Below are 24567 nucleotides of genomic sequence, written 5' to 3'. Positions count from 1 at the left end.
ATGAACTATGCTGAAATGGACTTTGATGAATTAATGGAAGAAGCCTATAGCTTGCCCGATGGGAAAGCAAAACTGGACATATTAGAGCAAGCAGTGCGTGTTGCAGATGCTGCTGGAGATATCGAACAAGGTTTTGAAGCTAGAAGTGAAATCGTGGAATTTGGGAGCTTTCATGGTTACCCAATGAAGGCGTTAGTCGCATTTTCATGGCAATTAGGTCAATATGATAAAAACCCTGAGCTTTTTGATGAATATTCATTATTGTGGTCTTACAAATGGGTGCTTGATCGCATTACTTCCTTTGCTGACATTAGTCGCACACAAATTGATAATCTGTTAGCAGATATGAAGACAAGATATTTAGCTTCGGGTTACAGCGACCGTTCTTATCATTACTATAAGGCACATACATTTACAGAATTTGGTGAGCTGGAAGCTGCGCAAGCGGAGTGGGATATTGTAAAATCGATGGAACGTGATGATATGAGCGATTGCTTAGCTTGTGAGCAAAATAGATTAGTTGAGTTCATGTCTAAGCTAGGTGATGACGAAGGGACAATCGCTGCTGCTGAGCCAATCCTTCATGGTGGGATGAGCTGTGGTGAGGTGCCACATGTTACGATTAGTAAAGTATTATTCCCATTGCTTCGTTTAGGACGTAAGGAGGAAGCAGATAAATTACAGCGGAAGGGCTACAAATTAATTAAAGGGAATCGAGACTTTTTATATCATCAAGGAGAACATGTAGGTTACTTAACGTTAACTGATCCGATTAAAGGGTTAGAAGTGTTTGAGGAGTACATTACTTCTTCTATGGATCATGAAAATCCATTAGATGTGATGATTTTTAATGCGCATTCCGCTAACTTGTTTAGTAGACTTGCAGAAGAAAATATCAATTACCAAATTAAATTGCCTACAGGTCATCCATGTGAGCATTTAAGTAGTGATGTGCAAGCCTTGTCACGATATTTCAAGTCGCTAGCGCTTGCCACTGCTGAAAAGCTAGACCACAGAAACAAAAATAGTTACTATGTAACACTAGTTGAAAAATTATCCACCTATCGCTTACAATAATACTGATTGTACACTTTTAAAAAGTCCAACTTCTTATTAAGGAGCTTGGACTTTTTTTCAAAGTAAAACTATCAAGAAAAGAAGGGAACCCCATGAGCAGTTACTTAAATGAAATGGACTTTGATGAACTGATGGATCAAGCGTTACGTTTACCAGATGGGGATGCAAAGCTTGCTTTGTTAGAGCAGGCGGTTAGAGTGGCAGATATGCGAGAAGACATTGAGCAAGGGTTTAAGGCAAGGGAGGAAATGGTAGATTTATGCAACTTTGAAGGATATCCTTTAAAAGCATTGGTTGCTTTTTCATGGCTCGTAGGGATGAAGGATAAATATCCTGAATTGCTTAGTGGTTATTCATTATTGTGGAAATATAAATATATTTTAGGTAATATTACCTGCTTTCCGGAGGTTAATCGAACACAGATCGAAAACTTACTTGAGGATATGAAGCTTCGTTTTGCTGCTGAAGGTTATAGTGATCGAACCTATTATTATCATAAAATGATAGTTTTAATTAATATGGGTGATCTAGAAGAAGGAATCGAATATTATAAGCTAGTGCAGACGATGGAAAGGGATGAAATGAGTAATTGTCAAGCATGTGAACAAGCCTCGCACATAGTTATTCAAGCAATATCAGATAATGATGAAGGAATATTACACGCAGCGGAACCGATTCTTACTGAGAAATTAAAGTGTGATGTAAGTTTACAGACCACGATTCCATTGGTGTTATTGACATTGTTACGTTTAGGACGAAAGGAAGAAGCAGATGAATGGCAACGTAAAGGTTATAAACTAATAAAGGGAAGTCGAGACTATTTATTTCAGTTTGGGTTACATATAAGATATTTGACTTACACTGATCCTATTAAAGCATTGGAGATATTTGAGGAAAACGTGGTTCACTCATTAAACCAAGAGGACCCTGAGAATATCATGTATTTTAGTGCCTTCGCGTCAAAATTGTTTTCACGTCTAGAGCAAGAAAATATACAATTTGATGTGCGACTTCCTTTGGAGCATCCTTGTTTACATCTAAGTCGTGAAGTAACCGCATTGGGGAAATATTACAAAAATATAGCGTTGGACTATGCGTATAAATATGATCAAAGAAATGGGAACCATTATCGTTCAAATGAGATATTAGAGTTATGCCAGTTCTCCGAGCTAAATAATGATTCGATAAACCTCTAACATTTATTAAAAGTCAAATTATTTTCTATTGGAGGGAGTTTATGGGCAGGTCAAGATGGATAATGGCTGCATTAGCAGTAATGACAGTACTAGCTGTCGTTGTAATTTGGTATACGGGTGTTTTTGATAAGAAGAAGGAAGAATCCTTTGTTGTAAAGGATATATCAGGTGATTCATCCCTATTATCACAGGTAAAAATAAATGGCGTATTGCGAAATGGAAAGCAAGCAACCTCCTTTGATTGGATCGGGCATGAGGTGAAGGCAACCACACAATATTTTCGTAAGCAGCAGCCAATCTCATTAAGACCCTATACATTAGGTGATAAATTAGGAGTTGGCGATAAATATTATACAGTGTATGGGGAACAAAATTTTGAGATTCTAGAAGAAGATCAAAGTAAAGAAGGTAAGGGGCAGACTCGAAGTGCAGTAGTGCCGTCCTCTCTAGCCTATCAATTGGGGAAAGTTAAGGATGACAAGCTGGCAAATACTAAGTTCACCAATCCGCTAGAGTATGGTTTAACGGATGTCGATGATAAAATGTATTTTATCGTGCCTAATAATGCAGCATATGCGGGTATAAATAGCATTTATCAATTAGATTTTAAACAAAAAAAGGACGAATCCAGCTCACGTAAGCTTGCTACAATTGATTTAAAGGAGAATGCACTTTTAACTCAGAAAGAACAACCGAGAAATATTGAGGTTTTGGGTTTAGAATCGGTTGGTAAACAATTGGCAGTTGTTATGTCTAAGGATGGAAAACTAGTTATTCAAGCTTATGATAGCGTTTCCGGTAAAGAGACAGGGATGGTTGAAGTTAAGGATGTATATTTACAAACTGATCTAAACGATATTGTCGAAAATTCGTCTTTAGAGGGAAAAACAGTTGTGCAGTCCTATGGCTATAACACTTATCGAGATGAGGACAATGGTGTATTGAATTTGAGCTTTAATCTCTTGACAGCGGGACAGAGTAGTCGAGATGTATTATTTGTAACTATAGATATGAAACACAACGTAAGCTTGCTATCAGTTTTGAAGTCATCTTTTAGCAATCCAAGGGAATCAGCGACTGATCTTATTGGTGTTCGGCAAGTGGCTTACATACAAAATCATTTATATCTTATTCGTATGGAGCATGAGCAGACAGAAAATCAAGAGGTACAAAATGATCAAGTACAAGACGTGGAACAAGCTACCGAGGTTAAGGCAAAAGAAGGCTACAGACATTTGTATGTATATGTGTATAATGCGTCGGGTTTAGTTTATAAGGGTGAACTAGTGACCTCAATGAATGATGATTACGTTTCATGGCTAGAAGATACAGAAGGTTATCATTCTGGGAAATATCGTTTTTATGAAGACTGGAAAATCACTCGAGTATCCAAATAAAACTCAAACTTTTTTACCATACATCATTATATTTAAAGAGAAGAGGATGATAACATGAAGCGCACCATTCAAGTGTATCACTATGATGCTTTCTCAAACGTTCCGGACAAAGGCAACCCAGCAGGAGTTGTTTTCGAAGCGGACCATCTAAGTGAAGCTGAAATGCAGCAGATAGCATATGAAGTGGGGTTTAACGAGACCGTCTTTATATTAAAATCTGAAACGGCAGATGTTCGGCTACGTTATTATACACCAGGTCATGAGATTAATCTTTGTGGACATGCAACAATGGCAGCGCTTTATGGCATGAAGAGTCGTGGTTTATTAGAGGGGAAGGACGCCATCACAATTGAAACAAAAGTAGGTGTACTTCCGATTCAGTTTGAGCGAGATGGTGATACATTACTTATTGAAATGAAACAGGACCAACCACGTTTTGTACCATTCAAAGGTGATATAGAGAAGCTTGCAGGTGCGATTAATTTGACTGCAGATGATGTAGACCTAAGTAAGCCAATTGTATATGGAAGTACAGGTACATGGACTTTGCTAATCCCTATAGGTCATCTGAGTGCTTTTGCCAAAATGAAACCAGATTCCTCCCAGTTTCCTAATATTTTGTTAGAAAACCCTAAAGCATCGTTACATCCCTTTTGCTTTGAAACTCGTGATACTGATAACATGATGCATGCGAGGCATTTTTCTTCACCATATTCTGGGACAACAGAGGACCCAGTAACAGGCACTGCCTCTGGGGTCATGGGAGCATATTATTTAAACTATGTCGATCAAGAGGCGAATGAGATTCAATTTGTAGTTGAGCAAGGGCATGAGATGGGAAGAGAGGGAAAAGTTGAAGTGAAGGTAAGCCGCAATCAACATGACATGGACGTTACAATTCGGGGAACGGCTGTTTTTGTTAAAGAGATGAGCGTGAAAATAAAAAAATAGATATAAATTCGAATAAAGGAAACTTATAGGCGTTTGTAATCGTTGTTATATTGAATGCTATTTTTACTATAAAAGGAAAGAAGGCAATCAATATGAAGAAAAATTCTAATCTTAAAAAAGCTGTAATGCTAGCAAGTGTAGTTGTTTTTGGTACAATTTCCATTAGTGCAGCCGTACAGGCAGCGTCATTGCCCACTGCTCAGCAAATGAAGCCATCAGGAATTATTATTACGCCCTTTTCAGTGTTTGATCCTACTTTTAAGAGTTTAGAAAACGGTTCTGCAATCATTACAAATAAAAAAGATGGCAATATTACGATTAGTGTTGAAACCAATGCAAAATCTAAAGTTTCAACTGTTGGTCTAAGCTTTGTTCTACAAAGATGGGATGGTTCTGTATGGCTTGATGTATATTCTAGTGGGGCTTCTACGAAATCAAATGCTAGTTATCTTATTGCTACTAATGATAGAAAAGTATCTACTGGATATTATTATAGAGTTAAATCTAAACATTGGACGATTAAAGATGGTGTAAAAGAGCAAGGGGAAAGAGTGACAAGCAGTTATTTGGTAAATTAATGTATTGATGCTGTAAGTGTTTGTCGATAAGAGTTGTCAACCTAAGATGAGTGTGATAGTATGTTATAGAACCAAATAGACACACTTACTAACATGGATTGTTACTGAAATATCAGGCAAAACCATAAACAGGCACCATGTGTCGGTTTGGGTTTTGCTTTTGCTTTTTATAGAGTCTAGAGGTAAGCGTTTTTTCATACTACAAATAGTGTTCTAAGGTGATGGGGATGAGAATAGCCAAAGTGTTGAATAACAACGTCATTACTGTTATTGACGATCAACACAAAGAATCAGTGATAATGGGTAGAGGTATAGCTTTTAAGAAGCAGCCAGGGGATGAGATTGAAGAAGAGCGGATCGAGAAAATTTTCACTTTAGAAAATCGTGAAGTTTCTCAAAAACTCATGACTTTACTTTCTGATATTCCCATGGAGTATATGGATATATCTGATGAAATTATCCAATATGCGCAAGGTGTTTTAGGTGGGAAACTTCATGATAGTATCTATATCTCTCTAACAGATCATATTCATTTTGCAATCGAACGCTATCGGTTAGGTATGGAAATTAAAAATGCCCTCCTCTGGGAAATAAAAAGAATGTACCGTAAAGAATATGCGATTGGCGTAAAAGCGTTAGGGATTATTACAGATAAATTAGGGGTAACACTTCCTGAAGATGAAGGCGGTTTTATTGCGTTACATCTTGTGAATGCACAACTTAATGTGGAGATGCGGGATACAGTAACGATGACGAATATTGTTAAAGATATTATCAATATCGTTAGAAGATCGTTTGTTATAGATTTAGATGAAGAGTCTCTAAGCTATTATCGTTTTTTAACCCATTTAAAGTTTTTTGCGCAACGAATTTTATCAGGTACTCCAAGCAGCAACAAAGAAACTGACAACTCCTTGCATGATATGGTTAAGCAACAATACAGCTCATCCTATGCTTGTGCAGAGAAAATTAAAGATTATGCTCAGAAAATATATGGTCGATCTTTATCCAATGAAGAAATGTTGTATTTGACGATTCATATAGAGCGTGTAGTTAAAAGTGAATAACAGGATTGTAACCGAGCTTATGGGCAAAACCTGAATGTTTATTACTGCAAACGTGACGTTTGAGAGTAATTAAATATTCGGGTTTTTTTAATGGGGAATTTTAACTTTAAACTTAAATTGATGGTGCAGGAGGATAAAAAGATGGATAAAGTAAAGTTGTCTAAAGACATATTAACTATGGTAGGTGGCGAAGAAAACGTAGATCAAGTGGTACACTGTATGACCCGTCTTCGTTTTAACTTGCATGATGACAACATTCCGAACAAAAAGGAAATTGAAAAATTAGATGGTGTCATGGGCGTCATGCTTAATGGGGGACAATACCAAGTTATTATTGGGAATGAAGTAGCTGGAGTATATACGGAGTTAATGAAGCATATGTCTCCAGCATTTACTTCCAAAGGTGAAACTCGTTCAGAGGATAAGCCTAAAAAAGCTAAAAACCCAGTTAGTGGCGTATTAGACTTTATTTCAGGCATGTTTACCCCAATCTTACCAGCGATTACTGGAGCAGGTATGATTAAGGGGATTTTAGCCATTCTAGTTGCGGTTAATTGGATAGAAGCTACAGGCTCTACTTACAAAATTATGGCGGCAATTGGGGATGGGGCATTTTATTTCCTACCTATCCTGCTAGCAGTAAGTGCCGCTCGTAAACTGGGAAGTAACATGTATATTGCAGCAGGGATTGGAGCAGCGATATTGCATCCAGACATTACTGCATTATTAGGAGCACCTGAACAGGCAACATTCCTTAATATTAATGTTATCTCTGCTGTTTATTCTTCATCTGTTATTCCAATTGTTATCGCAGTTTGGTTAGCATCTTATGTTGAAAAAGCGATCGACAAAGTAACACATGCTTCCTTAAAGCTTCTTGTAGTTCCAACAGTAACTATGTTAGTGATGGTTCCTATTACCCTAATTGCTGTAGGACCCATTGGTGTTGTTGCAGGTAATGGTTTAGCGGACGGTATTTCTTGGCTGTTTAACAATGCAGGATTATTTGCAGGCTTGCTAGTTGGGGGTACATTCTCCTTGCTAATTATTACAGGTATGCATTATGCGTTAGTACCTATCATGATCGGATCTATTGCTACTCTTGGTTTTGACTACATGATTCCTCTTATGGCAGCGGCAAACCTTGCACAAGCTGGAGCGGCATTTGGCGTGTCATGGAAGAGTCGTAATTCCAAAACAAAAACGTTAGCATTTTCTACAGGTATTACTGCTGTAATGGGGATTACTGAGCCAGCTATGTATGGTGTTAACATGAAATTTAAGAAGCCATTTATTGCTGCGTTAATCGGTGCCGCAATTGGTGGTGCATTTATGAGTACATTTGGCACTAAAGCTTATGTTATGGGTGGGTTAGCTGGTCTTCCTGGTATTGCGATGTTTATTGGCCCGACACTTATTTACGCATTAATTGGTCTGCTAATCAGTTTTGTAGCAGCGGCAATAATTACTTATGTAATTGGTTTTCAAGAAGATGAAGTCGAGGCTGTAGTAACTGAAGTGGTGGCGGAACCAACTGTGGATGCTAAAAATGCTGATATTTCAATCGAGCTAGAGGCTTCCGTAGCAGATGAAGAAATTTTTAGTCCTATCGTTGGAGAAGTAAAATTATTAAGTGCAGTTCCCGATCCAGCATTTTCTGAGGAAATTATGGGGAAAGGTGTTGCGATTGAACCAAGCGAAGGTCGTGTTGTAGCCCCAGTAAATGGTACAGTGTTCTCCGTATCTAAAAGTGGTCATGCCATTGGTATCGTTAGTGATAAAGGTGCAGAAATGCTAATCCATATCGGTATCGATACAGTAAAATTAAAGGGACAACACTTTACTCCACATGTTAAAGCAGGGGCACAAGTTGTGGTTGGAGATTTACTTATGGAGTTTGATCATATCGCCATTAAACAGGCTGGTTATGAAATTATTACACCTGTCATCATTACAAATATTGATCAATATAGTGCGTTAGAGCAAAATCAGGTCATTGAAGTAAAACAAGGCGAACCTTTGTACAGCCTAAAAGCATAAGGCTTTAGTGGAATGATAACGTTCTAATCAGTCAGGTGGCTATGGAGAGATTTTGATCTGTAGCTATCTGACTTTGTGTTTTTAAAGTGCTAAGGCGTTATTTTTTTATAAAGTAAGAAGAAGCCCAGCAAAGAAATACGCTGGACCTTGTTTGCAAAAATTTATTGATGGAACGAGCAAATTTTAGTAAATGGGATAATAATACGTTGAGCTTTATCATCTGCAATTTCAAGTGAGCTGTTGTGGACTGCAATAAGTGTACCCTCAAATTTATATTCCTTCGTCTGAACTGTAATAAATTGATTTACCGCTCCTAGCAATTTTTGCCTAGTTTCATAGTCGGGGAAATGGGTGGAAGCTAGTTTTTTTTCAAGATGGTCAACACGTAATTTTAAAATTTCAAATGAGGTTTGAAGAATTCTAATTCGTATACGAATAGGTGAATTCAATAAAAAACGAAATAAACCCATTGTAAATCCCCCCTTTATTTAGTATTGTCCTAGAAAAAAAGGACTTAATATATTATATGTTGGTAGATTGATAGAAAATTGTATAAACATCATTATTTATAATTTAGGGCATCCTTACAGTGTAGTCCCTTCAATTGAGTTGCTGTTTGCTTCTAGTTCTTGCAATATGATAGTATTTGTGTATGGTGCTTGAGTATCATTTTAATAGGGAAGGGAGGACTTACATTGATAAAACACGTTGTGTTTTTTAAGCTAAAGGATGACTCAGCTGATAGTATTGAACGTACAGCAGCTGTTCTAAGAGGGCTTGAGGATAAAATTGAGCAACTGCGCAGCTTAGAGATTGGTCAAGATATACTTCGAACTGAGCGCTCTTATGATATTGCGCTTATTGCTGTTTTTGAATCTTTAGAAGATTTACAAGCCTACCAAGTGCACCCAGAGCATCAAAAGGTGATCACTTATATGAATGATGTACGTGAAAGCTCCATTGCGGTTGATTTTGAATTTTAATTTGCTGGACAGGGGCTTGTTGCTAGAGTAAAGCTACATAGGACTTTTCGCATATCTTATAGGAAAAAAATAGTTTATCTTTTATAGTGTCGAGACAAGCACGACTTGCTTATAATACATTAACGATATAGGCGTTAGCCCTGATAAGGGATAATGTCAACTAGGGAGAGATGAGACATGAGTCAAGAAAATCAAGAAGTTCAAGTAAACGCTGAAGTAGAACAAAAAACAAAAAGAAGTAAAGGCTGGGTTTGGGGAGCAGCAATAGGAACTGTTGTTGGCTCTGTAACGGCATTACTGCTAGCGCCTAAGGCTGGTAAAGAAGTTCGTAAGGATATTGCCGTTGGTGCACGTAAAGCAGGGGAAAAAACTACTGAGGTTGCACATAAGGTAGGAGAGCAAACGGTACAGATTGCAGGTAAAGTAAAAAATACGGCAGACGGTCTTGTGCAGGACTTCCAAAACTGGCGTTCTGGCAAAGAGGAAGAGGCACCTGTTGTTACTGTATCCTCAGACAGCACTGAAGCTGCCCAGCCAGTTATGTTAGGCATTGCAGATGAAGCTGCACCTACAATTGAAGATGTTGTTGTTGTGGAAAGTGTAGAAGAAACAAAAGAAGAAAAATAATAATGCTAAATAAATAATTTATATGGGGGAGACCTGAAATACGGGTCTTCTTCGTTATGTTTATAAAGAAGGGGTTACTATAGGTACATTTTAGCTTGTACACACATATAGTAACACAATGAATCATTTGCGCAGACTCGGATTCAACTTTATGTATAAAGGAAGCGGTATGTTCGTGGAGCAAGCAATTGCGGTATTAGACTCGGGGGTAGGGGGCCTTACAGTTGCCAAAGAGGTCATGAGACAGCTTCCTCGTGAAAAAATTATATATTTTGGTGATTCTGCTAGAGCACCTTATGGACCTCGCTCGTCACAAGAAGTAGCACTATTTACAGAGCAAATTGTTGATTATTTAGTCCAATACAATCCTAAAATGATCGTTATTGCTTGTAATACGGCTACGGCAGCAGCATTAAATATTATTAAGGCTAAGCTAGATGTACCTGTCATTGGCGTCATTCACCCCGGTGCCAGAGCTGCAATTAGCACAACGAAGACTGGCAAAATTGGTGTGATTGGTACGATTGGGACAATTATTAGTGATGCCTATTCTATAGCACTAAAGGAAATCAATCCAGCTATTGAAGTGTACAGCCAAGCTTGTCCAGCTTTTGTACCTTTAGTTGAAAAAGGTTTATCAGATTCCCGTCAGGCATTAAAAATTGTAGAGGAATCTTTAGTACAAATGCAGGGAAATCCGATTGATTGTTTAATTCTAGGATGTACACATTATCCCTTTTTAAAGTCAAAAATTAAACAAGTGATGGGGGCAAAGGTAACATTAATTAGCTCTGCGGATGAAACAGCGAGGGAGATTAGCGTGGTTCTCCATCAAAAAGGACAATTAGCATCAGGCGATCATATCCCAGTTCATCAGTTCTTTTGTAGTGGAGATGCAGAATTATTTAAGAAAATTGCTATCTCGTGGCTTGGTGATCAGATCAAAATTACGCCAGTTGTATGGCAAGTGCCGGAATGTTTATAGCTGTAATTAAATAAGGATCGTAACCTTTGAAGTATATCTTCAGAGGTTTTTTTCATTTATTATAAATAGTGAGCTTTTTTAGGCTCAACATAGTAATCAGTGCTTGACAATGTTTGGGGTGGGAGGCTACGTAGCAGAGAGTGGTTTCAACCGTTTGCCTATTGTCAAACACTGATTTTAAGGTTGAGCCCTTTTTTATAGATTAAGATTGTAGGATGAACTTTGTTTACTTTGGAGGTATATAAATGCAATGGATCGCGATGCTTACGATGTTAATTGATCATGTTGGCGCCATTTTTTTTCCTGGACAAGCGGGGTTAAGAATAATTGGTAGAATTGCTTTCCCTATTTACGCATATGCATTAGTTCAAGGCTATCAATACACCTCCTCTCGTCCCAAGTATATACTGAGATTGATTGGACTCGCGCTTGTTGCCCAGCTCCCATTTCAGCTTGCCTTAGGTATTAGAGGCTTAAATGTTATTGTGACATTGTGTTTGAGTTGTGTTTTGCTACACCTTTTGGATAAGTTTAAAAGCACCACGCTTGCTATGGGAGTCACTGTTGCTTTTGCTATCGTGATGGAATGGATACCGATGGATTATGGCGCCTACGGCTTATTTCTTGTACTTATATTTCGTTATTTAAAATCATGGGAGATGGTTTTGGCACATTTGGTACTGAATTTGATCTTTTGGTGGTCTCATGGCTGGTTTATTCAGCTAGCAAGCATCGCTCCAACGATCGTTATCGCCTATGGGTCGTTGCTGTGGCATAAGCTGGAACAAAGGACGACACCTCGCTGGTTATGGAGGGGGTTTTATCCTGCACATTTGTTGGTCTTGGCGATGATTTCATATTTCTTGCGGTAAGTAGGAACTAGAAAATAAGAACTTGACAACATAAGAGGGATAGTTGCTGCGTTCCAGCGAGTTCTTACGACCGTGTTAAAACCAAATTCCCTTGATTGGAATATTAATATTGGTGGAATTTGGTTTTAAAAGACGCTCTTCAGAATCTCTCTGTCTCTCCGCTCATGCGGGTGTTGTTGTCAATTACTTATTTTAATTAGAGCTACTTACTTAAGCAATTCATGAAATAATTCATTCATGCTTAAGAATGAGAAAAATATGTCAGGATAAAAAAGGGGGAAGGGAGAATAAGTAATTGAAATCTGCGAGGGCAGAGGCTGCGTTCCAGCGAGTTCTTACTATTCATGCTCAGGAAGGGGATAAATGTGTCATGAATAAAAATAGGGTAGTGGAAGTAAAGGATGGATATCGCTATCAGGATTTAATTACTCATATTGAGCAATTAACAAAGCTATATCCTTGTTTACACTTAACGTGGATTGGTCACAGTGTACTTGGAAAAAGAATTCCTGCATTACAATTAGGGACTGGAGCTGAGCAGGTACACATTAATAGTGCGGTGCATGCTAATGAGTGGATTACAACCCCGCTTTTGCTAAAATTTATGGAGGATCTAGCTAGAGCGTGGTGTGACGGAAAACCAGTGAGCCTAGCCTTACTTTCTCGAATTTCGATTTGTGCAGTTCCTATGGTGAATCCTGATGGTGTGGATTTGTCCCAAGATGGCTGGAATGAGGATACAACTGATTTGCCACTAACTAAATGGAACCAAGGAAAAAAAGACTTTTCGCATTGGAAAGCAAACATTCGTGGTGTTGATCTTAACGATCAGTTTCCTGCCTATTGGGATGAGGAGGTTGCCCGAAGAGGAGTTCATGCTCCTGCCTCTCAGGATTACGCTGGAAAACATGCACTTAGTGAGCCAGAGGCGGTTGCATTAGCCAGATTAACGATAGAAAAGAACTTTGCTAGGGTATTATCAATGCACACACAGGGCAAAGAGCTTTATTGGAACTATAGAGGCTTAGAGCCAGCCTATAGTAGTGAGTTTGCAGAGCGAATGGCTGAAGCTGGGGGCTATAAGGCAGTTGCTTTAGCAGGAAGTGACGCAGGTTATAAGGACTGGTTTATTGCTAAATTTAAACGTCCAGGCTTTACGCTTGAAGCAGGAGAAGGCGTTAACCCCTTACCATTGACACAATTTGATCACATTTATGAAGAAATTGAACCTATTTTGCTGACATTTGTACAGGGCTAGTTGTGGCAAACATGGGTCAAAGGTTGGATAAGTATTGCAGGATAGGACACGTTTCTTTACAATAGTAATGATAGCTAGCCCAACTTTTGTGATAGGAGAGAAACGTGATGAGTATAAAAATTACCCGCAATGCGGCAAAGGTTATAAAAAAAGAATTAGATAAGGAAGAAAATAAAGGTCTAGTGCTTAAAGTGTTTATCACTCATGCTCATGGGGATCATGCCCATTATGGTATGGACCTAGTGAAGCCAACTGATAAGGATCATGTCGTTTCAACAGATAAAGAGATTGATGTTATTTATGATCCAACACAAGATTTGCTTGAAGGTGTAAAAATAGACTATTTGTATTTCCCAGAAGAGGGTTTTGTGATTACGAATCCTTCTAAAGGAAACCATGGCGATCATTAAAGCCTTGGCAAAAAGAAGGGATTAATAATGGCAAACGATATACGTATATGTGATAAATGCAATTTTATCCGTTTAAAAACGATGGTTCCTAAGCTGCAAAAAATGGCGCCTGATGCTGAGATTAAAATCGGATGCAAATCCTATTGTGGACCTTGTGGAAAACGCGCTTTTGTATATATAAATGGAAGATATGTTAGTGCACCTACAGAGGACGAAGTTATTGAGAAGGCAGCGCCATTTGTGAAGAAACCAAAACCTTTTAACCCTTTAAAGGATGAATAAAAAGGTAACATATAGAAGATGAACTATAAACAGAGGTATCCCCATATTGGCCATAGAAATGGTTGTAGTGGGATACCTTTTATTTTGGTGTAAAGTTCTTATTTAATGACGTGGGGGCAGTGGACCTAAAAATTGTAGGTACTGACACTCGATACGACCATTAAACAATTTACGTCTTTTGTCTGCCTTGCGATTAAAAATCTTTTCAAAATGCTCTGTAGGTGTAATCGCAAAGAAAGACCAAGTTGGTAATTCAGCAGTTAATCTGCCTAATTGTGTAATGAGCTTGCGTACCTCCCGATCATCACCAATACGTTCTCCATATGGAGGGTTGGTAATAAAGCAGCCATAGTCCCCTTCAGGTTGGACTTGGATGGCTGGAATGTTCAAGAATTTGATTTCCTTACCGAATCCAGCACTTTTTGCAGAAGCTTGAGCGATTTCAATCGCTGCTGGATCAATATCGCTGCCTGTAATGTTAAGTGGAATATCATCTTTAACAAGATCAAACGCTTCTTCGCGTGCTTGCTGCCATAGCTGTTCAGGAATGACAGACCATTGCTCAGCATTAAAGGTACGACGCAAGCCAGGAGCGATATTCCATGCAATCATGGCAGCTTCGATTGGGAGTGTCCCTGATCCACAGCATGGATCATAAAAAGGACGTGCAGGGTTTTGATTCCAACGGCTTAGCATAATAAGTGCCGCCGCCATCGTTTCTTTTAATGGTGCCTCTAAAGCATGTTTACGGTAACCACGCTTATGTAGAGAAGGACCTGTTGTGTCCAGCGTAATGAGTGCCTGATCCTTGAGTAAATTCACCTCAATGACATATCTTGAGCCAGTTTCGTCAAACCAATCGACATGGTGTGCAAGCTTTAGCTTCTCAACTACGGCTTTCTTTACGATCCCTTGACAAGCAGGAACACTGCTTAGCTGAGATTTAAGAGAACGGCCTTCTACTGGGAATTCTCCATCCTCAGGAATCCATTCCTCCCATGCAATCGCTTTGGTTCCTTCAAACAATTCATCAAAGGTTAAAGCCTGAAATTGGGCCATTTTAATCAAAATACGATCAGAGGTGCGTAGCCATAAATTACAACGACAAATGTCAATTAAGTCACCTGTAAAGTTTACGCGTCCATTTTCTACAGCAGTATCGTGATACCCTAAATCCTTTAGTTCACGTGCGACTACAGCTTCAAGTCCCATCGGACAAGTAGCAATTAAATTGTATTTTCCAGACATAATGATAGAATCAACTCCGTTTAACTTGTGGGAAAGACATAAAAACCATACAATTCAGTATAGGACAATGTTCACGTATATACAATCGAGAGGAGCAATATTTATGAAAACGCCAGAACAATATGGCGATGAATTATATAAAAAGGATGAGATGCTGGAGCAGGTGAGAGCCTCCATTGTTGAGCAAGGCATTAATGATGTATCGATCACAGCAAGCTATGGTCGATTGCTTACGATGCTTGTTCGAGCTAACTCTGCATCAGCCATTCTTGAAATTGGTGCGTTAGGTGGCTACAGTGGGATCTGCCTCGCTCGAGGACTTAAAACAGAAGGACAAATCGTGTCCCTAGAAATAAGTGCTGACAATGCTAAGCTTGCTCATAGCAACATGATTAAGGCGGGTTATGGAGACATTGTTACGTATCATATTGGCCCTGCTTTAGATAGCTTGGAGAAGTTAGCCCAACAAGGGAAAAAGTTTGACTTTTTCTTTATTGATGCAGATAAGCTCAACTACCCTAACTATTTGGAGTATGCAATCTCACTGGCTAACCCTGGTGCAATAATTGCAGGAGATAATACTTTACTACGTGGCAGAACCTTAAATGAGGATAAAAATGGTCCTGCTGTACTTGCCATGCGCAAGTTTAATGAAATGATCGCGCAAGATGAGCGGCTGATGAGTGCCTTCTTGCCAGCGTATGATGGGTTAGCCTTAGCTTTAGTTAAGTAGGATGAGGATGAGGGCGTATCGTTAACAAAAAAATCGTAAATTAAGGAATTGCAAAAAATTTTATTTACGAGATATAACTTGTTAACGATACCCCTTATAAGGAAGAGGGGATTAAAAAGAAAAGCAAAGCCTAATACACAGCCCTATCTTCCTAATGCATAGCCGCCTCATTATGCTTGCCGTAGAGCTTCATACGCGCCCATAACGTATTTCCAAGCAATAATATGCCTGAGATAATAAATATCCCTTCAATGCCAATGTATACCGCCAGAAAACCACCTACAAGTGAACCTAACATATTTCCTAGTGCCAACGTGCTGGCGTTAAAGCCAAATGCACGACTTTCCATGCCATCTGGGGTGTAATGCCGAATGAGTGCATTCACACTTGGCAACAAACCACCCATGAAAATTCCCATAATGAGTCTAATTAACAGCAGCTGCCACACGGTGTTCACAAATGCTTGAGGAATTAACGAGGCGGCGGCTCCAATCAAACATATAGTTAGAATGCGATGCGCACCAAGCTTATCGCTTACCTTACCAAGGAACGGAGAGGCAATCATGTTGGAAAGACCTGTAACAGCGACAGTAAAACCTGCCCATAAAGCCGCATTTTGATCAAGCCCATGAAGTTTTTCAACATATAAGGGGAGAATGGACATTGGACTAACCATAGCAAATTGAAGTAAAAAAGTGATCGTAAACAATACAATAAGTTGGGGTGTCTTATTAAGTTCACGAAAACCTGCAATCACACTGACCTGTGGTGTATGACTAGCTTCCTCACGATCAAAATTTTCTTTAACGAAAAATAAGGCGAGCAATGAAGCGATTAGGATTAACGCACCTGTAATATAAAATATAGGACGATAACCGATATAGCCGGCAAGTAATCCCCCAATAAGTGGACCAAGAATTGTACCCGCAACCGAACCAGACTGCACCGTTCCCATAGCAAAGCCCATACGATCTTCAGGTGCAGAGCTGGAAATTAGAGACACTGCCGCAGGATTAAAACCCGATATGACGCCATTTAAGAGTCTTAGCCCAAGTAAATGCCATGGTGCTGTAGCAAGACCCATTAATGAGGTGACAATTGCCATACCAAAGCCAGAGCGTAACAACATTACTTTGCGCCCATATTTATCTGATAGCTTGCCCCACAGTGGTTGGAAAATAAACGAGGTCGCAAAATTCGCCGCAAATATCGCACCTGCCCATCTTGTAATATCTTTTTCATTAAAAACGTTCAGGTCTTTAGCTAAATAGAGCGATAAAAAGGGGATAATCATCGTAATACCTGCATTAACGAGGAAAAGTCCAAGCCATATAATGGCCAAATTCAATTTCCATGTTTTCAAAATAATTCACTTCCTAGGTGTCATAGTTTTGTCATGTTCTCATTGTCAATGATGGTTGTTACTGTCTTTCAAAAAGGGCATAATATAAATTAGGCGAAATTATGAATATTGGAGGCCTTTTAGCATGTCAATGTCAACTCATAATCATTTTATTGCAGCATGTCATAAAGAGCAGGTTGATCAGATTCCAGTCTGGTATATGCGTCAGGCAGGCAGATACGATCCTGATTATCGTAAAATAAAAGAAAAGTACACATTACTTGAAATATGTAAACAGCCTGAGCTTGCGGCGGAAGTAACGATGATGCCTGTTAAAAAGCTTGGTGTAGATGCGGCAATTCTTTATTCAGATATTATGAATCCTGTTGCTTCTATCGGAATTGACTTCGATATTGTAAAGGACGTTGGTCCTGTTATACATAATCCGATACGCTCTAAGCAGGACGTTGATGCCTTAAAGCCAATTCAGGTGGAGAAGGATTTAGGACATATTTTAGAAACAATATCTATATTGGATCGTGAGCTTGATGTGCCTTTAATTACATTTGCTGGTGCACCGTTTACGATTGCAAGTTATTTAATTGAAGGACGTCCTTCTAAAAATTATATCCGAACAAAAACGATGATGTACAGTCAGCCACAAGTGTGGCATGCCTTAATGGACAAGCTTGGAAGTATGGTTGCCGAATATATGAAAGCCCAAGTTCGTAGTGGTGGTAAAGCGTTACAGCTATTTGATAGTTGGGTAGGTGCCTTATCGCCTCATGATTTTGAACTTTTTGTGTTACCAACAATCACTTCTATTTTTGCCGAACTTTCTGAGCTTGATGTACCTAAAATTTATTTTCCAGGAGTTAGCTCTGGTGAGCTACTACCCTCTTTAAGTCACTTGCAGGCAGATGTGATTGGACTTGATTGGCGAGTATCAATTTCTGAGGGGCGCCTTCGTACAGGCGGAGCGTTTGCAATGCAGGGGAATTTGGATCCGTATGTGCTAACTGCACCTATGGATGTAATAAAAGATTACGCAAAGCGTATTATTGATGATGGTATTAAGGAGCCTGGCTTTATTTTTAACTTAGGACATGGTTTGTTCCCAGAAGCGTCTTTGGATAAGTTAAGAGAGCTTACTGAGTTTGTTCATTCTTACTCTAGCAAAGTGTTAAAGGGGATATGATCCCAATCATAACGAAACAAATTAAGATATAACCTATCTGGTTGACGATGTATTTTTGTTGATTCATGAATAAAATGAAGCTTGGAGGAATGAATTTGAGTACAAAAAATAGCGAAAAAATAGGCGTTTTAGTGATGTCCTATGGGACTCCTGTTAGTATGGATGAGATTGAATCATATTACACACATATCCGCCGAGGGAATCCACCTACCCCAGAGCAGCTGCAAGATTTAACTGATCGATATAAGGCGATTGTAGGTGGTGTTTTCCCGCTAAGAAAAAATACTGATGATCAAGTCCAGGCATTACAGGATGCTTTAAATCAAAAAATGAGTGAAGCAGATATTTCATTTAAATGCTTTCAAGGTCTGAAGCATGCACCACCATTTATTGAAGATGGCATCAGTAACATGCATGCAGAGGGAATTACTCAAGCCGTTGGTATCGTATTAGCTCCGCATTACTCCATCATGAGTGTTGGAAGTTATATTAAGCGTGCTGAGGCACGGGCCAAAGAACTAGGCATCACGATGAGCTTCGTCCATAGCTATCATTTACATCCAAGCCTAATTGAGGCACTTGCTATACGTGTGGAAAGTAAGCTTGCTTTATTTGCAGAAGCAGGAGCATTACGGGATGATGTGAAGGTGCTGTTTGGTGCACATAGCTTGCCTGCAAGAATACTGGAAATGGGTGATCCGTACCAAGATCAGTTGCTTGAAACGTCAAAAGCTGTTGCTGAAAAGGTAGGTATTCATAATTGGCAATTTACTTGGCAAAGTGCAGGGCGTACAGCAGAGCCATGGTTAGGTCCTGATATCCTTGAGACACTTCAAGAATTAAGTACTGAGCAGGTTGAAGATGTGCTTGTTGCTCCAGTTGGTTTTGTTTCTGATCATTTAGAAGTACTTTATGACTTAGATATTGAAGCGAAAACTGTGGCTAAGGAGCTAGATATGCGTCTGATGCGAATTGATTCGCTTAATACAGACCCTTTATATATGGAGGCATTAAGCGATACCATAATAAAGATATGGGAGAAGGAATTATAAATAATGGGTACTGATAATGAGAGTCGCAATATAGTTATTATTGGTGGGGGATTAACAGGTCTTAGTACGGCATTTTATATTAAAAAAAGTTATCAAAATAAAGGGATTGTACCAAACATTACAATCGTGGAGGCATCTAATCGTTTAGGTGGCAAAATTGAGAGCTTACATAAGGATGGTTTTGTGATTGAAAAAGGTCCCGATTCCTTTCTTGCTCGAAAAACGGCAATGATTGAGCTAGCGAAGGAGCTAGAAATTGATCATGAGCTCGTTTCGATGAATCCAAATGCCAAAAAGACCTATATTGTTAAAGATAAAAAGCTTCACCCGATGCCAGCAGGACTTATTTTAGGCATTCCAACGCAGTTATCTGCTTTTTTAAGCACAGGGCTTATTTCTTGGCCAGGAAAGCTTAGAGCTTTGATGGATTTTGTCCTTCCACGTAAAAAGGGTACAGAAGACGAATCTTTAGGTGCTTTTATTTCTAGAAGACTAGGACCAGAAGTGTTGCAAAATTTAACAGAGCCATTATTAGCGGGCATTTATGCTGGAGATACCCACCATCTAAGCTTAAAGGCAACCTTTCCGCAATTTGGTGTTATGGAGCAGCAACATGGTAGCTTGATTAAGGGAATGTCTTCGGGGAAAAAGACCCCAACCCCTATGGAGACACATACGGGTACAAAACGGAGCATGTTTTTAACCTTCCGTCAAGGATTGCAAAGTCTCATTCATGCGCTCATTCATGATCTTGCGGATACAACTGTGAAGTTAGAAACCAAAGCAACAACGATCCATGAGTTAGAATCTGGATATCAGGTGGAAACCGATCAGGGTGAAATGTTACCTGCAGATGATGTTGTCATTACTACACCAGCGTTTGCGGCATCTTCTTTATTAAATCCATACATCGATGTTACAGTGCTAGATCAAATTAATTATGTTTCCGTGGCGAATGTTGTGTTAGCTTTTGATAAAAGTGATCTTCAAGGCTTATTTGATGGATCAGGTTTTCTTGTTCCACGAAAGGAAGGACTTGATATTACAGCTTGTACTTGGACAGGGGTAAAATGGCTGCATACTTCACCTGAGGATAAGATGTTATTGCGCTGTTATATTGGCCGATCCGGTCAGGAGCAAAATGTATTTTTGCCAGATGAGGAGTTAATTGCGCTTGTTCGTCGAGATTTAAAAGGTTTAATGAATATTACAGCAGAGCCACTATTCACTGAAATTACAAGATTACCAGAGTCTATGCCACAATACCCTGTAGGCCATGTGGAGAAAACAGCTCAGCTTAGAACACAATTGTCAGCACGATTGCCACATGTACACATTACTGGCGCTGCGTTTGACGGCGTGGGCTTACCCGACTGTATCCGCCAAGGAAAAGAACTGGCAGAGCAGATGGCTAATCAGCTATAAGCATAAGTAGAGTGAGTAGAGAATAGGTCATAGGCTGTTAGAACTAGAGAGGCAATTGGTAATGAACAATTATGTTCATTATTGATTGCCTTTATGCGTGAGAGTTCTACTTATGATCAAGAATTTGATATAATATAGACTCAGTCTTAAAACATGAAGTAATTTTAGGGTTAAAGGGGTAATCTGATGCAGACATCAAGAGCAGAACGAAATAAAAAGAAAAAGAAGATGGATAACTCTCTGCAAAATAAAATATGGGTCACACTTAATCTTTCTTTGATTACAGCAATTATGTTTCTTGTGACTTATTTTCTAGCTGGCGGAGAAATATTTGGGAAAACTAGAGCGGACTTTATCAATGGTACGAATTCTCAAAAAATAGAGCAACCACAAGCCAATGTACCTTCAAATACTTCCCAAAACAAATCATCAGGCAATAGTGATCTTAACTCAAACAATAAGACAGAAGAGACAGCTGTACCTGAACAAGAGGAAAAGAAGGAGGATCAGCTTTTATTTCATTTTGCTGGGGATACGATGTTTTCTGGACGTGTCGCTGAAAAGTTAAAAATTGAAGGCAACGATTTTCCTTTTCAGCATGTTAGCAGCCTTTTTCAAAATGACGATCTTAGCGTGTTAAATTTAGAATCACCAATTACAACAAGAGGGACAAATGCAGAAGATAAGCAATATGTTTTTGAATCCTCTCCAGACATTACACCTTATATGGCTAAAGCAGGCATTGATGTCGTGAATCTTGCTAATAATCATATATTAGATAAAGGGAAGGATGGCTTGCTAGACACCTTTTCACATCTGGATGACAACAAAATTTCTTATATTGGTGCGGGAAAAAATAAAAAAAGTGCGTATACACCGATTTATGTTGAACGTAAGGGAGTCAAAATTGCTTTGCTGGGCTTTAGTCGTGTGTTGCCTAAGATGGAATGGGCGGCAGGCACGTTTAGTGCTGGTGTAGCTGAAATGTACAATCCGAAGCTAGCCCTTGAAGCAGTGGAAGAAGCGCGCAAGGAAGCGAATCTTGTTATTGTGGTTGCCCACTGGGGACGTGAGCGTGTAACGAAGCTTGAAGATCATCAAAAGGATCTTGCTCATGCTTTAGTGGATGCGGGCGCTGACCTTGTTGTTGGCAGTCATCCGCACGTGTTACAAGGGATTGAGCAATATAAGGGGAAATGGATTGCATATAGCTTAGGTAACTTTATATTTACGAAAAGCAAGACCGTGGAGACGTGGGAAACTGCTGTGCTACAAGTAAAGGCAAATAAGGACGCAATTGTTTCAACGAAGCTGATTCCTTATGTAACGGGAATTGGGCAACCTATTCCAATGGAAGCAGAACAAGCGCAAAAGATGTTTAAACGAGTAGAGGGCCTATCACCGGGCGTTACTATTAATAATGATGGTGATGTGCAATCCACCTCTGGAGGAAACAATCAAGCTGATAGCAATACGAATAATGATAATACAACTAACACGATTGATAACTTTGACATCACACCAGATGACTCTACAGATTCAGATTGATTGGAAATAGATAAAACCATTCATTTTGGAGGTGTTTGCTAATGAACAACCTGTGTGTGGCACATCGAGGTTATTCAAGCTTAGCTCCTGAAAATACAGCGGCGGCGATTTCACTAGCCATGTCATTTCCTTATGTACAATGGGTTGAGGTAGATGTACAATGCAGTATTGATGGTGTACCTTTTCTCATTCATGATTATACCCTTGGACGCACTACTAATGGGCGTGGAGAGGTAAAGGACAAGACATGGGCAGAATTACAGCAACTAGATGCAGGGAGCTGGAAGGGAAAAGCCTATCAAAATGAACGGTTGATTTCTCTTGATCAATTTTTGGACTTAATCTGTGGACGACTACAAGCAAATATTGAAATTAAGACGCATAATAACTTATATCCTGGAATTGAAGTCAAAGTGATCGACGCTATAAAAAAGAGACAGATGGAGCACGATGTAGTATTAACTTCATTTGATGCAGACAGCTTGTCTAGAGTAAAAGAAATTGATCCCTATATGCCAACGGGATTAATTATAGATAGTAATCCTAACGATTTGTTGTTACGACTACAGCTTTTAAAATGTTCGTTTTTGTCTATTAACTATCGCCATGTTGACGTAGCCCTTATTGAAAGTATGAGAAGTGCAGGCATAACTATAATGGCATGGACGATTGATGATAAAAAAAGCATGATACAGATGAAGGATTTAAGTCCCGATATTATGATTTGTACAAATGAGGTAGCACTATGGGGAGAGGTTTTTCAAAACTAATATTGATTACTTAAACTTTAAATGGGAAGTGACGACAATTGAGTTCAACAATTGCAAATGTATATTGTGTTGGAAGAAATTATGCACTACATGCACAGGAATTAGGAAATGACATCCCTCAGGAGCCGATGATTTTCTTAAAGCCGTCCCATGCGATTGCCTCAATGAAGGGGAATGTGGTGCAGCTCCCTCATGGCGTAGGTGACATTCATTATGAGGCAGAGTTAGTAATAAAAATTGCTCGTCCTTATGAAAAAGGGATGACGGTCAATGAGCTTGTTGATGTAATGGCGTTAGGAATTGACTTTACCTTACGTGACGTACAATCTGGGCTGAAGCAAAAGGGACATCCTTGGTTAAAAGCTAAAGGATTCCTACAGGCAGCACCAATGACTCATTACATTGCTTTTGATGGTGTGGAAGATGTGAAGAAGCAGGATTTTAAGCTACAAAAAAATGGAATACTTGTGCAGCAAGGAAATATTTCAAATATGATTTTTTCTTTACAGGACATTGTTGATTATATTGGTACAAATTACGGCTTAGGTGTCGGCGATCACATTTTTACAGGTACACCAGCAGGCGTAGGTGCGGTTCAACATGGTGACCATTTAGAATTAATATACGGTGATAACTCCTTAGGAGATTGCCATATTTCAATTGAGCAAAAGTTATGATCCTTAAGTTTGTTGTTGGTGCACTTGGGGCTATTTTTATTTCAGTTTTGGCATTTTGGAAAGGATCCTTATCCTTTTCAGGTATGCTTGCTGCGATAGTGATGGGCACTATTTATTATGGAGCTGGTAACAGCTTTTGGTTTGGGCTTTTGTTGTTATTTTTTATTACGTCGAGTCTTTTCTCTAAATTTAGAGGTGAACGTAAAGAAGAATTAGAAAAGTCCTATGCCAAGAGTAGCCAAAGAGATGCCATTCAGGTATTTGCCAATGGTGGTTTAGGGATGGTAGCTTGTCTAGCCTATGCCATTTACCCTCTTGATTTCTTTATTTTGTTTTTTGTGGGGAGCATGGCTGCGGTTACCGCAGATACTTGGGCAACGGAGTGGGGAGGACTAAGCCGCTCACAGCCGATCTCCATTGTAACGTTCCGTAAAGTACCTGCAGGTACTTCTGGAGGGGTTTCTCGATTAGGAACGTTAGCAACGTTTGTTGCTGCTACGATGATTGGTATAGCTGGTTACTTGCTGTTGTTATGGACAAACATGAATTTATCTAGTTTATCAGAGCTATCTGTGCTGCAATGGCTGTTGATCGTTGTTATTTCAGGTGTTATTGGTGCTTTTGTGGATTCATGGTTAGGTGGAACGGTTCAATTCATGCAACAATGTACTGTTTGTCATAAGGAAGTAGAGGTAGAAGTCCACTGTGATACTGCAACGGTACATCTGCGGGGTTGGCGGTGGCTTAACAATGATGTCGTTAATTTAATAAGTGCAGCAATCGCCGGTGTAGTTGCTTGGGTACTGTACTATATCGTAAGCTAGTTACTACTAGCTAATACATTGAATCGC

25 protein-coding genes are annotated in these 24567 nt (G+C 39.2%); 22 read left to right on the top strand and 3 right to left on the bottom strand.

The features are described 5' to 3' along the window. From J2Z32_RS12925 to J2Z32_RS12895, 7 genes are all read left to right on the top strand, one after another. Complete coding sequence (locus tag J2Z32_RS12925) at positions 1–1077, top strand: hypothetical protein (protein ID WP_210089578.1); 1077 nt, start codon at positions 1–3, stop codon at positions 1075–1077. Between the two features lie 92 nt (positions 1078–1169). Then, complete coding sequence (locus J2Z32_RS12920; RefSeq protein WP_210089577.1) at positions 1170–2273, top strand: hypothetical protein; 1104 nt, start codon at positions 1170–1172, stop codon at positions 2271–2273. Positions 2274–2314: 41 nt separating this feature from the next. Beyond that, positions 2315–3670 carry a hypothetical protein gene (locus J2Z32_RS12915; protein WP_210089576.1) on the top strand — a complete coding sequence of 452 codons (1356 nt, stop codon included), beginning with the start codon at positions 2315–2317 and terminating at the stop codon, positions 3668–3670. A 54-nt stretch (positions 3671–3724) separates the two neighbouring features. Beyond that, the gene (locus tag J2Z32_RS12910; protein WP_210089575.1) at positions 3725–4621 is read left to right on the top strand and encodes a PhzF family phenazine biosynthesis protein; all 897 of its coding nucleotides are present in this window, start codon (positions 3725–3727) and stop codon (positions 4619–4621) included. 92 nt (positions 4622–4713) lie between these two features. Further along, the gene (locus tag J2Z32_RS12905; RefSeq protein ID WP_210089574.1) at positions 4714–5199 is read left to right on the top strand and encodes a hypothetical protein; all 486 of its coding nucleotides are present in this window, start codon (positions 4714–4716) and stop codon (positions 5197–5199) included. A gap of 227 nt (positions 5200–5426) precedes the next feature. Then, complete coding sequence (gene licT / locus J2Z32_RS12900; protein WP_210089573.1) at positions 5427–6266, top strand: BglG family transcription antiterminator LicT; 840 nt, start codon at positions 5427–5429, stop codon at positions 6264–6266. A gap of 141 nt (positions 6267–6407) precedes the next feature. Further along, positions 6408–8306 (top strand): beta-glucoside-specific PTS transporter subunit IIABC, encoded by a 1899-nt coding sequence (locus J2Z32_RS12895; RefSeq protein WP_210089572.1) that lies wholly within the window; start codon positions 6408–6410, stop codon positions 8304–8306. A 161-nt stretch (positions 8307–8467) separates the two neighbouring features. On the opposite strand, the gene J2Z32_RS12890 is transcribed toward J2Z32_RS12895, so the two are convergent. Continuing rightward, on the bottom strand, positions 8468–8776 hold the full coding sequence (locus J2Z32_RS12890) for a hypothetical protein (protein WP_210089571.1): 309 nt from the start codon (positions 8774–8776) through the stop codon (positions 8468–8470). A gap of 225 nt (positions 8777–9001) precedes the next feature. Here J2Z32_RS12890 and J2Z32_RS12885 point away from each other — a divergent pair, with 225 nt between their 5' ends. The 7 genes from J2Z32_RS12885 (at position 9002) to J2Z32_RS12855 (ending at position 13723) form a co-directional block, all read left to right on the top strand. Then, a complete protein-coding gene (locus tag J2Z32_RS12885) occupies positions 9002–9289 on the top strand; it encodes a Dabb family protein (RefSeq protein ID WP_210089570.1) in 288 nt (95 codons plus the stop codon). 177 nt (positions 9290–9466) lie between these two features. After that, on the top strand, positions 9467–9916 hold the full coding sequence (locus tag J2Z32_RS12880) for a YtxH domain-containing protein (protein WP_210089569.1): 450 nt from the start codon (positions 9467–9469) through the stop codon (positions 9914–9916). A gap of 169 nt (positions 9917–10085) precedes the next feature. Further along, entirely contained in the window at positions 10086–10901 is an 816-nt protein-coding gene (gene racE / locus J2Z32_RS12875; protein ID WP_210089606.1) for a glutamate racemase, read from the top strand. Between the two features lie 245 nt (positions 10902–11146). After that, positions 11147–11773 (top strand): TraX family protein, encoded by a 627-nt coding sequence (locus J2Z32_RS12870; RefSeq protein WP_210089568.1) that lies wholly within the window; start codon positions 11147–11149, stop codon positions 11771–11773. A gap of 295 nt (positions 11774–12068) precedes the next feature. Continuing rightward, positions 12069–13031: a M14 family metallopeptidase gene (locus J2Z32_RS12865; protein ID WP_245251429.1), complete on the top strand. Its 963-nt coding sequence runs from the start codon at positions 12069–12071 to the stop codon at positions 13029–13031. A 107-nt stretch (positions 13032–13138) separates the two neighbouring features. Next, positions 13139–13441, top strand: a complete 303-nt coding sequence (locus J2Z32_RS12860) for a HesB/IscA family protein (protein WP_210089567.1) — start codon at positions 13139–13141, stop codon at positions 13439–13441. 27 nt (positions 13442–13468) lie between these two features. Beyond that, on the top strand, positions 13469–13723 hold the full coding sequence (locus J2Z32_RS12855; RefSeq protein ID WP_210089566.1) for a YuzB family protein: 255 nt from the start codon (positions 13469–13471) through the stop codon (positions 13721–13723). A 102-nt stretch (positions 13724–13825) separates the two neighbouring features. Here the strand turns inward: J2Z32_RS12855 and J2Z32_RS12850 are convergent, their stop codons facing one another. After that, a complete protein-coding gene (locus J2Z32_RS12850) occupies positions 13826–14971 on the bottom strand; it encodes a THUMP domain-containing class I SAM-dependent RNA methyltransferase (RefSeq protein ID WP_210089565.1) in 1146 nt (381 codons plus the stop codon). 103 nt (positions 14972–15074) lie between these two features. On the opposite strand from J2Z32_RS12850, the gene J2Z32_RS12845 reads away from it, so the two are divergent. After that, positions 15075–15704, top strand: coding sequence for an O-methyltransferase (locus J2Z32_RS12845; RefSeq protein ID WP_210089564.1), 630 nt, complete (start codon positions 15075–15077; stop codon positions 15702–15704). Between the two features lie 151 nt (positions 15705–15855). Here the strand turns inward: J2Z32_RS12845 and J2Z32_RS12840 are convergent, their stop codons facing one another. Next, positions 15856–17067 carry an MFS transporter gene (locus tag J2Z32_RS12840; protein ID WP_210089563.1) on the bottom strand — a complete coding sequence of 404 codons (1212 nt, stop codon included), beginning with the start codon at positions 17065–17067 and terminating at the stop codon, positions 15856–15858. A 130-nt stretch (positions 17068–17197) separates the two neighbouring features. On the opposite strand from J2Z32_RS12840, the gene hemE reads away from it, so the two are divergent. From hemE to J2Z32_RS12805, 7 genes are all read left to right on the top strand, one after another. Then, positions 17198–18244, top strand: coding sequence for a uroporphyrinogen decarboxylase (gene hemE, locus J2Z32_RS12835; protein ID WP_210089604.1), 1047 nt, complete (start codon positions 17198–17200; stop codon positions 18242–18244). 95 nt (positions 18245–18339) lie between these two features. Continuing rightward, positions 18340–19296: a ferrochelatase gene (gene hemH, locus J2Z32_RS12830; RefSeq protein ID WP_280921144.1), complete on the top strand. Its 957-nt coding sequence runs from the start codon at positions 18340–18342 to the stop codon at positions 19294–19296. Positions 19297–19299: 3 nt separating this feature from the next. Beyond that, on the top strand, positions 19300–20721 hold the full coding sequence (gene hemY / locus J2Z32_RS12825) for a protoporphyrinogen oxidase (protein WP_210089562.1): 1422 nt from the start codon (positions 19300–19302) through the stop codon (positions 20719–20721). 186 nt (positions 20722–20907) lie between these two features. Then, the gene (locus J2Z32_RS12820) at positions 20908–22269 is read left to right on the top strand and encodes a CapA family protein (protein WP_210089561.1); all 1362 of its coding nucleotides are present in this window, start codon (positions 20908–20910) and stop codon (positions 22267–22269) included. 41 nt (positions 22270–22310) lie between these two features. After that, positions 22311–23039, top strand: a complete 729-nt coding sequence (locus J2Z32_RS12815; protein ID WP_210089560.1) for a glycerophosphodiester phosphodiesterase — start codon at positions 22311–22313, stop codon at positions 23037–23039. Between the two features lie 38 nt (positions 23040–23077). Then, positions 23078–23716 (top strand): fumarylacetoacetate hydrolase family protein, encoded by a 639-nt coding sequence (locus J2Z32_RS12810; RefSeq protein WP_210089559.1) that lies wholly within the window; start codon positions 23078–23080, stop codon positions 23714–23716. Next, on the top strand, positions 23713–24540 hold the full coding sequence (locus J2Z32_RS12805; RefSeq protein ID WP_210089558.1) for a DUF92 domain-containing protein: 828 nt from the start codon (positions 23713–23715) through the stop codon (positions 24538–24540). The genes J2Z32_RS12810 and J2Z32_RS12805 overlap by 4 nt, the downstream gene beginning before the upstream one ends. Positions 24541–24567 lie beyond the last annotated feature (27 nt).

It is taken from the genome of Paenibacillus turicensis, assembly GCF_017873435.1.
Taxonomy (GTDB): domain Bacteria; phylum Bacillota; class Bacilli; order Paenibacillales; family Paenibacillaceae; genus Fontibacillus; species Fontibacillus turicensis.
This window is presented reverse-complemented; position numbering and strand designations above follow the sequence as displayed.

Excerpts from the sequence above, each read along its gene's own strand:
- J2Z32_RS12925 (WP_210089578.1), top strand. The coding sequence starts at position 1 with ATGAACTATGCTGAAATGGACTTTGATGAATTAATGGAAGAAGCCTAT.
- J2Z32_RS12920 (WP_210089577.1), top strand. The coding sequence starts at position 1,170 with ATGAGCAGTTACTTAAATGAAATGGACTTTGATGAACTGATGGATCAA.
- J2Z32_RS12915 (WP_210089576.1), top strand. The coding sequence starts at position 2,315 with ATGGGCAGGTCAAGATGGATAATGGCTGCATTAGCAGTAATGACAGTA.
- J2Z32_RS12910 (WP_210089575.1), top strand. The coding sequence starts at position 3,725 with ATGAAGCGCACCATTCAAGTGTATCACTATGATGCTTTCTCAAACGTT.
- J2Z32_RS12905 (WP_210089574.1), top strand. The coding sequence starts at position 4,714 with ATGAAGAAAAATTCTAATCTTAAAAAAGCTGTAATGCTAGCAAGTGTA.
- licT (WP_210089573.1), top strand. The coding sequence starts at position 5,427 with ATGAGAATAGCCAAAGTGTTGAATAACAACGTCATTACTGTTATTGAC.
- J2Z32_RS12895 (WP_210089572.1), top strand. The coding sequence starts at position 6,408 with ATGGATAAAGTAAAGTTGTCTAAAGACATATTAACTATGGTAGGTGGC.
- J2Z32_RS12890 (WP_210089571.1), bottom strand. The coding sequence starts at position 8,776 with ATGGGTTTATTTCGTTTTTTATTGAATTCACCTATTCGTATACGAATT.
- J2Z32_RS12880 (WP_210089569.1), top strand. The coding sequence starts at position 9,467 with ATGAGTCAAGAAAATCAAGAAGTTCAAGTAAACGCTGAAGTAGAACAA.
- racE (WP_210089606.1), top strand. The coding sequence starts at position 10,086 with ATGTTCGTGGAGCAAGCAATTGCGGTATTAGACTCGGGGGTAGGGGGC.
- J2Z32_RS12870 (WP_210089568.1), top strand. The coding sequence starts at position 11,147 with ATGCAATGGATCGCGATGCTTACGATGTTAATTGATCATGTTGGCGCC.
- J2Z32_RS12860 (WP_210089567.1), top strand. The coding sequence starts at position 13,139 with ATGAGTATAAAAATTACCCGCAATGCGGCAAAGGTTATAAAAAAAGAA.
- J2Z32_RS12855 (WP_210089566.1), top strand. The coding sequence starts at position 13,469 with ATGGCAAACGATATACGTATATGTGATAAATGCAATTTTATCCGTTTA.
- J2Z32_RS12850 (WP_210089565.1), bottom strand. The coding sequence starts at position 14,971 with ATGTCTGGAAAATACAATTTAATTGCTACTTGTCCGATGGGACTTGAA.
- J2Z32_RS12845 (WP_210089564.1), top strand. The coding sequence starts at position 15,075 with ATGAAAACGCCAGAACAATATGGCGATGAATTATATAAAAAGGATGAG.
- hemE (WP_210089604.1), top strand. The coding sequence starts at position 17,198 with ATGTCAACTCATAATCATTTTATTGCAGCATGTCATAAAGAGCAGGTT.
- hemY (WP_210089562.1), top strand. The coding sequence starts at position 19,300 with ATGGGTACTGATAATGAGAGTCGCAATATAGTTATTATTGGTGGGGGA.
- J2Z32_RS12820 (WP_210089561.1), top strand. The coding sequence starts at position 20,908 with ATGCAGACATCAAGAGCAGAACGAAATAAAAAGAAAAAGAAGATGGAT.
- J2Z32_RS12815 (WP_210089560.1), top strand. The coding sequence starts at position 22,311 with ATGAACAACCTGTGTGTGGCACATCGAGGTTATTCAAGCTTAGCTCCT.
- J2Z32_RS12805 (WP_210089558.1), top strand. The coding sequence starts at position 23,713 with ATGATCCTTAAGTTTGTTGTTGGTGCACTTGGGGCTATTTTTATTTCA.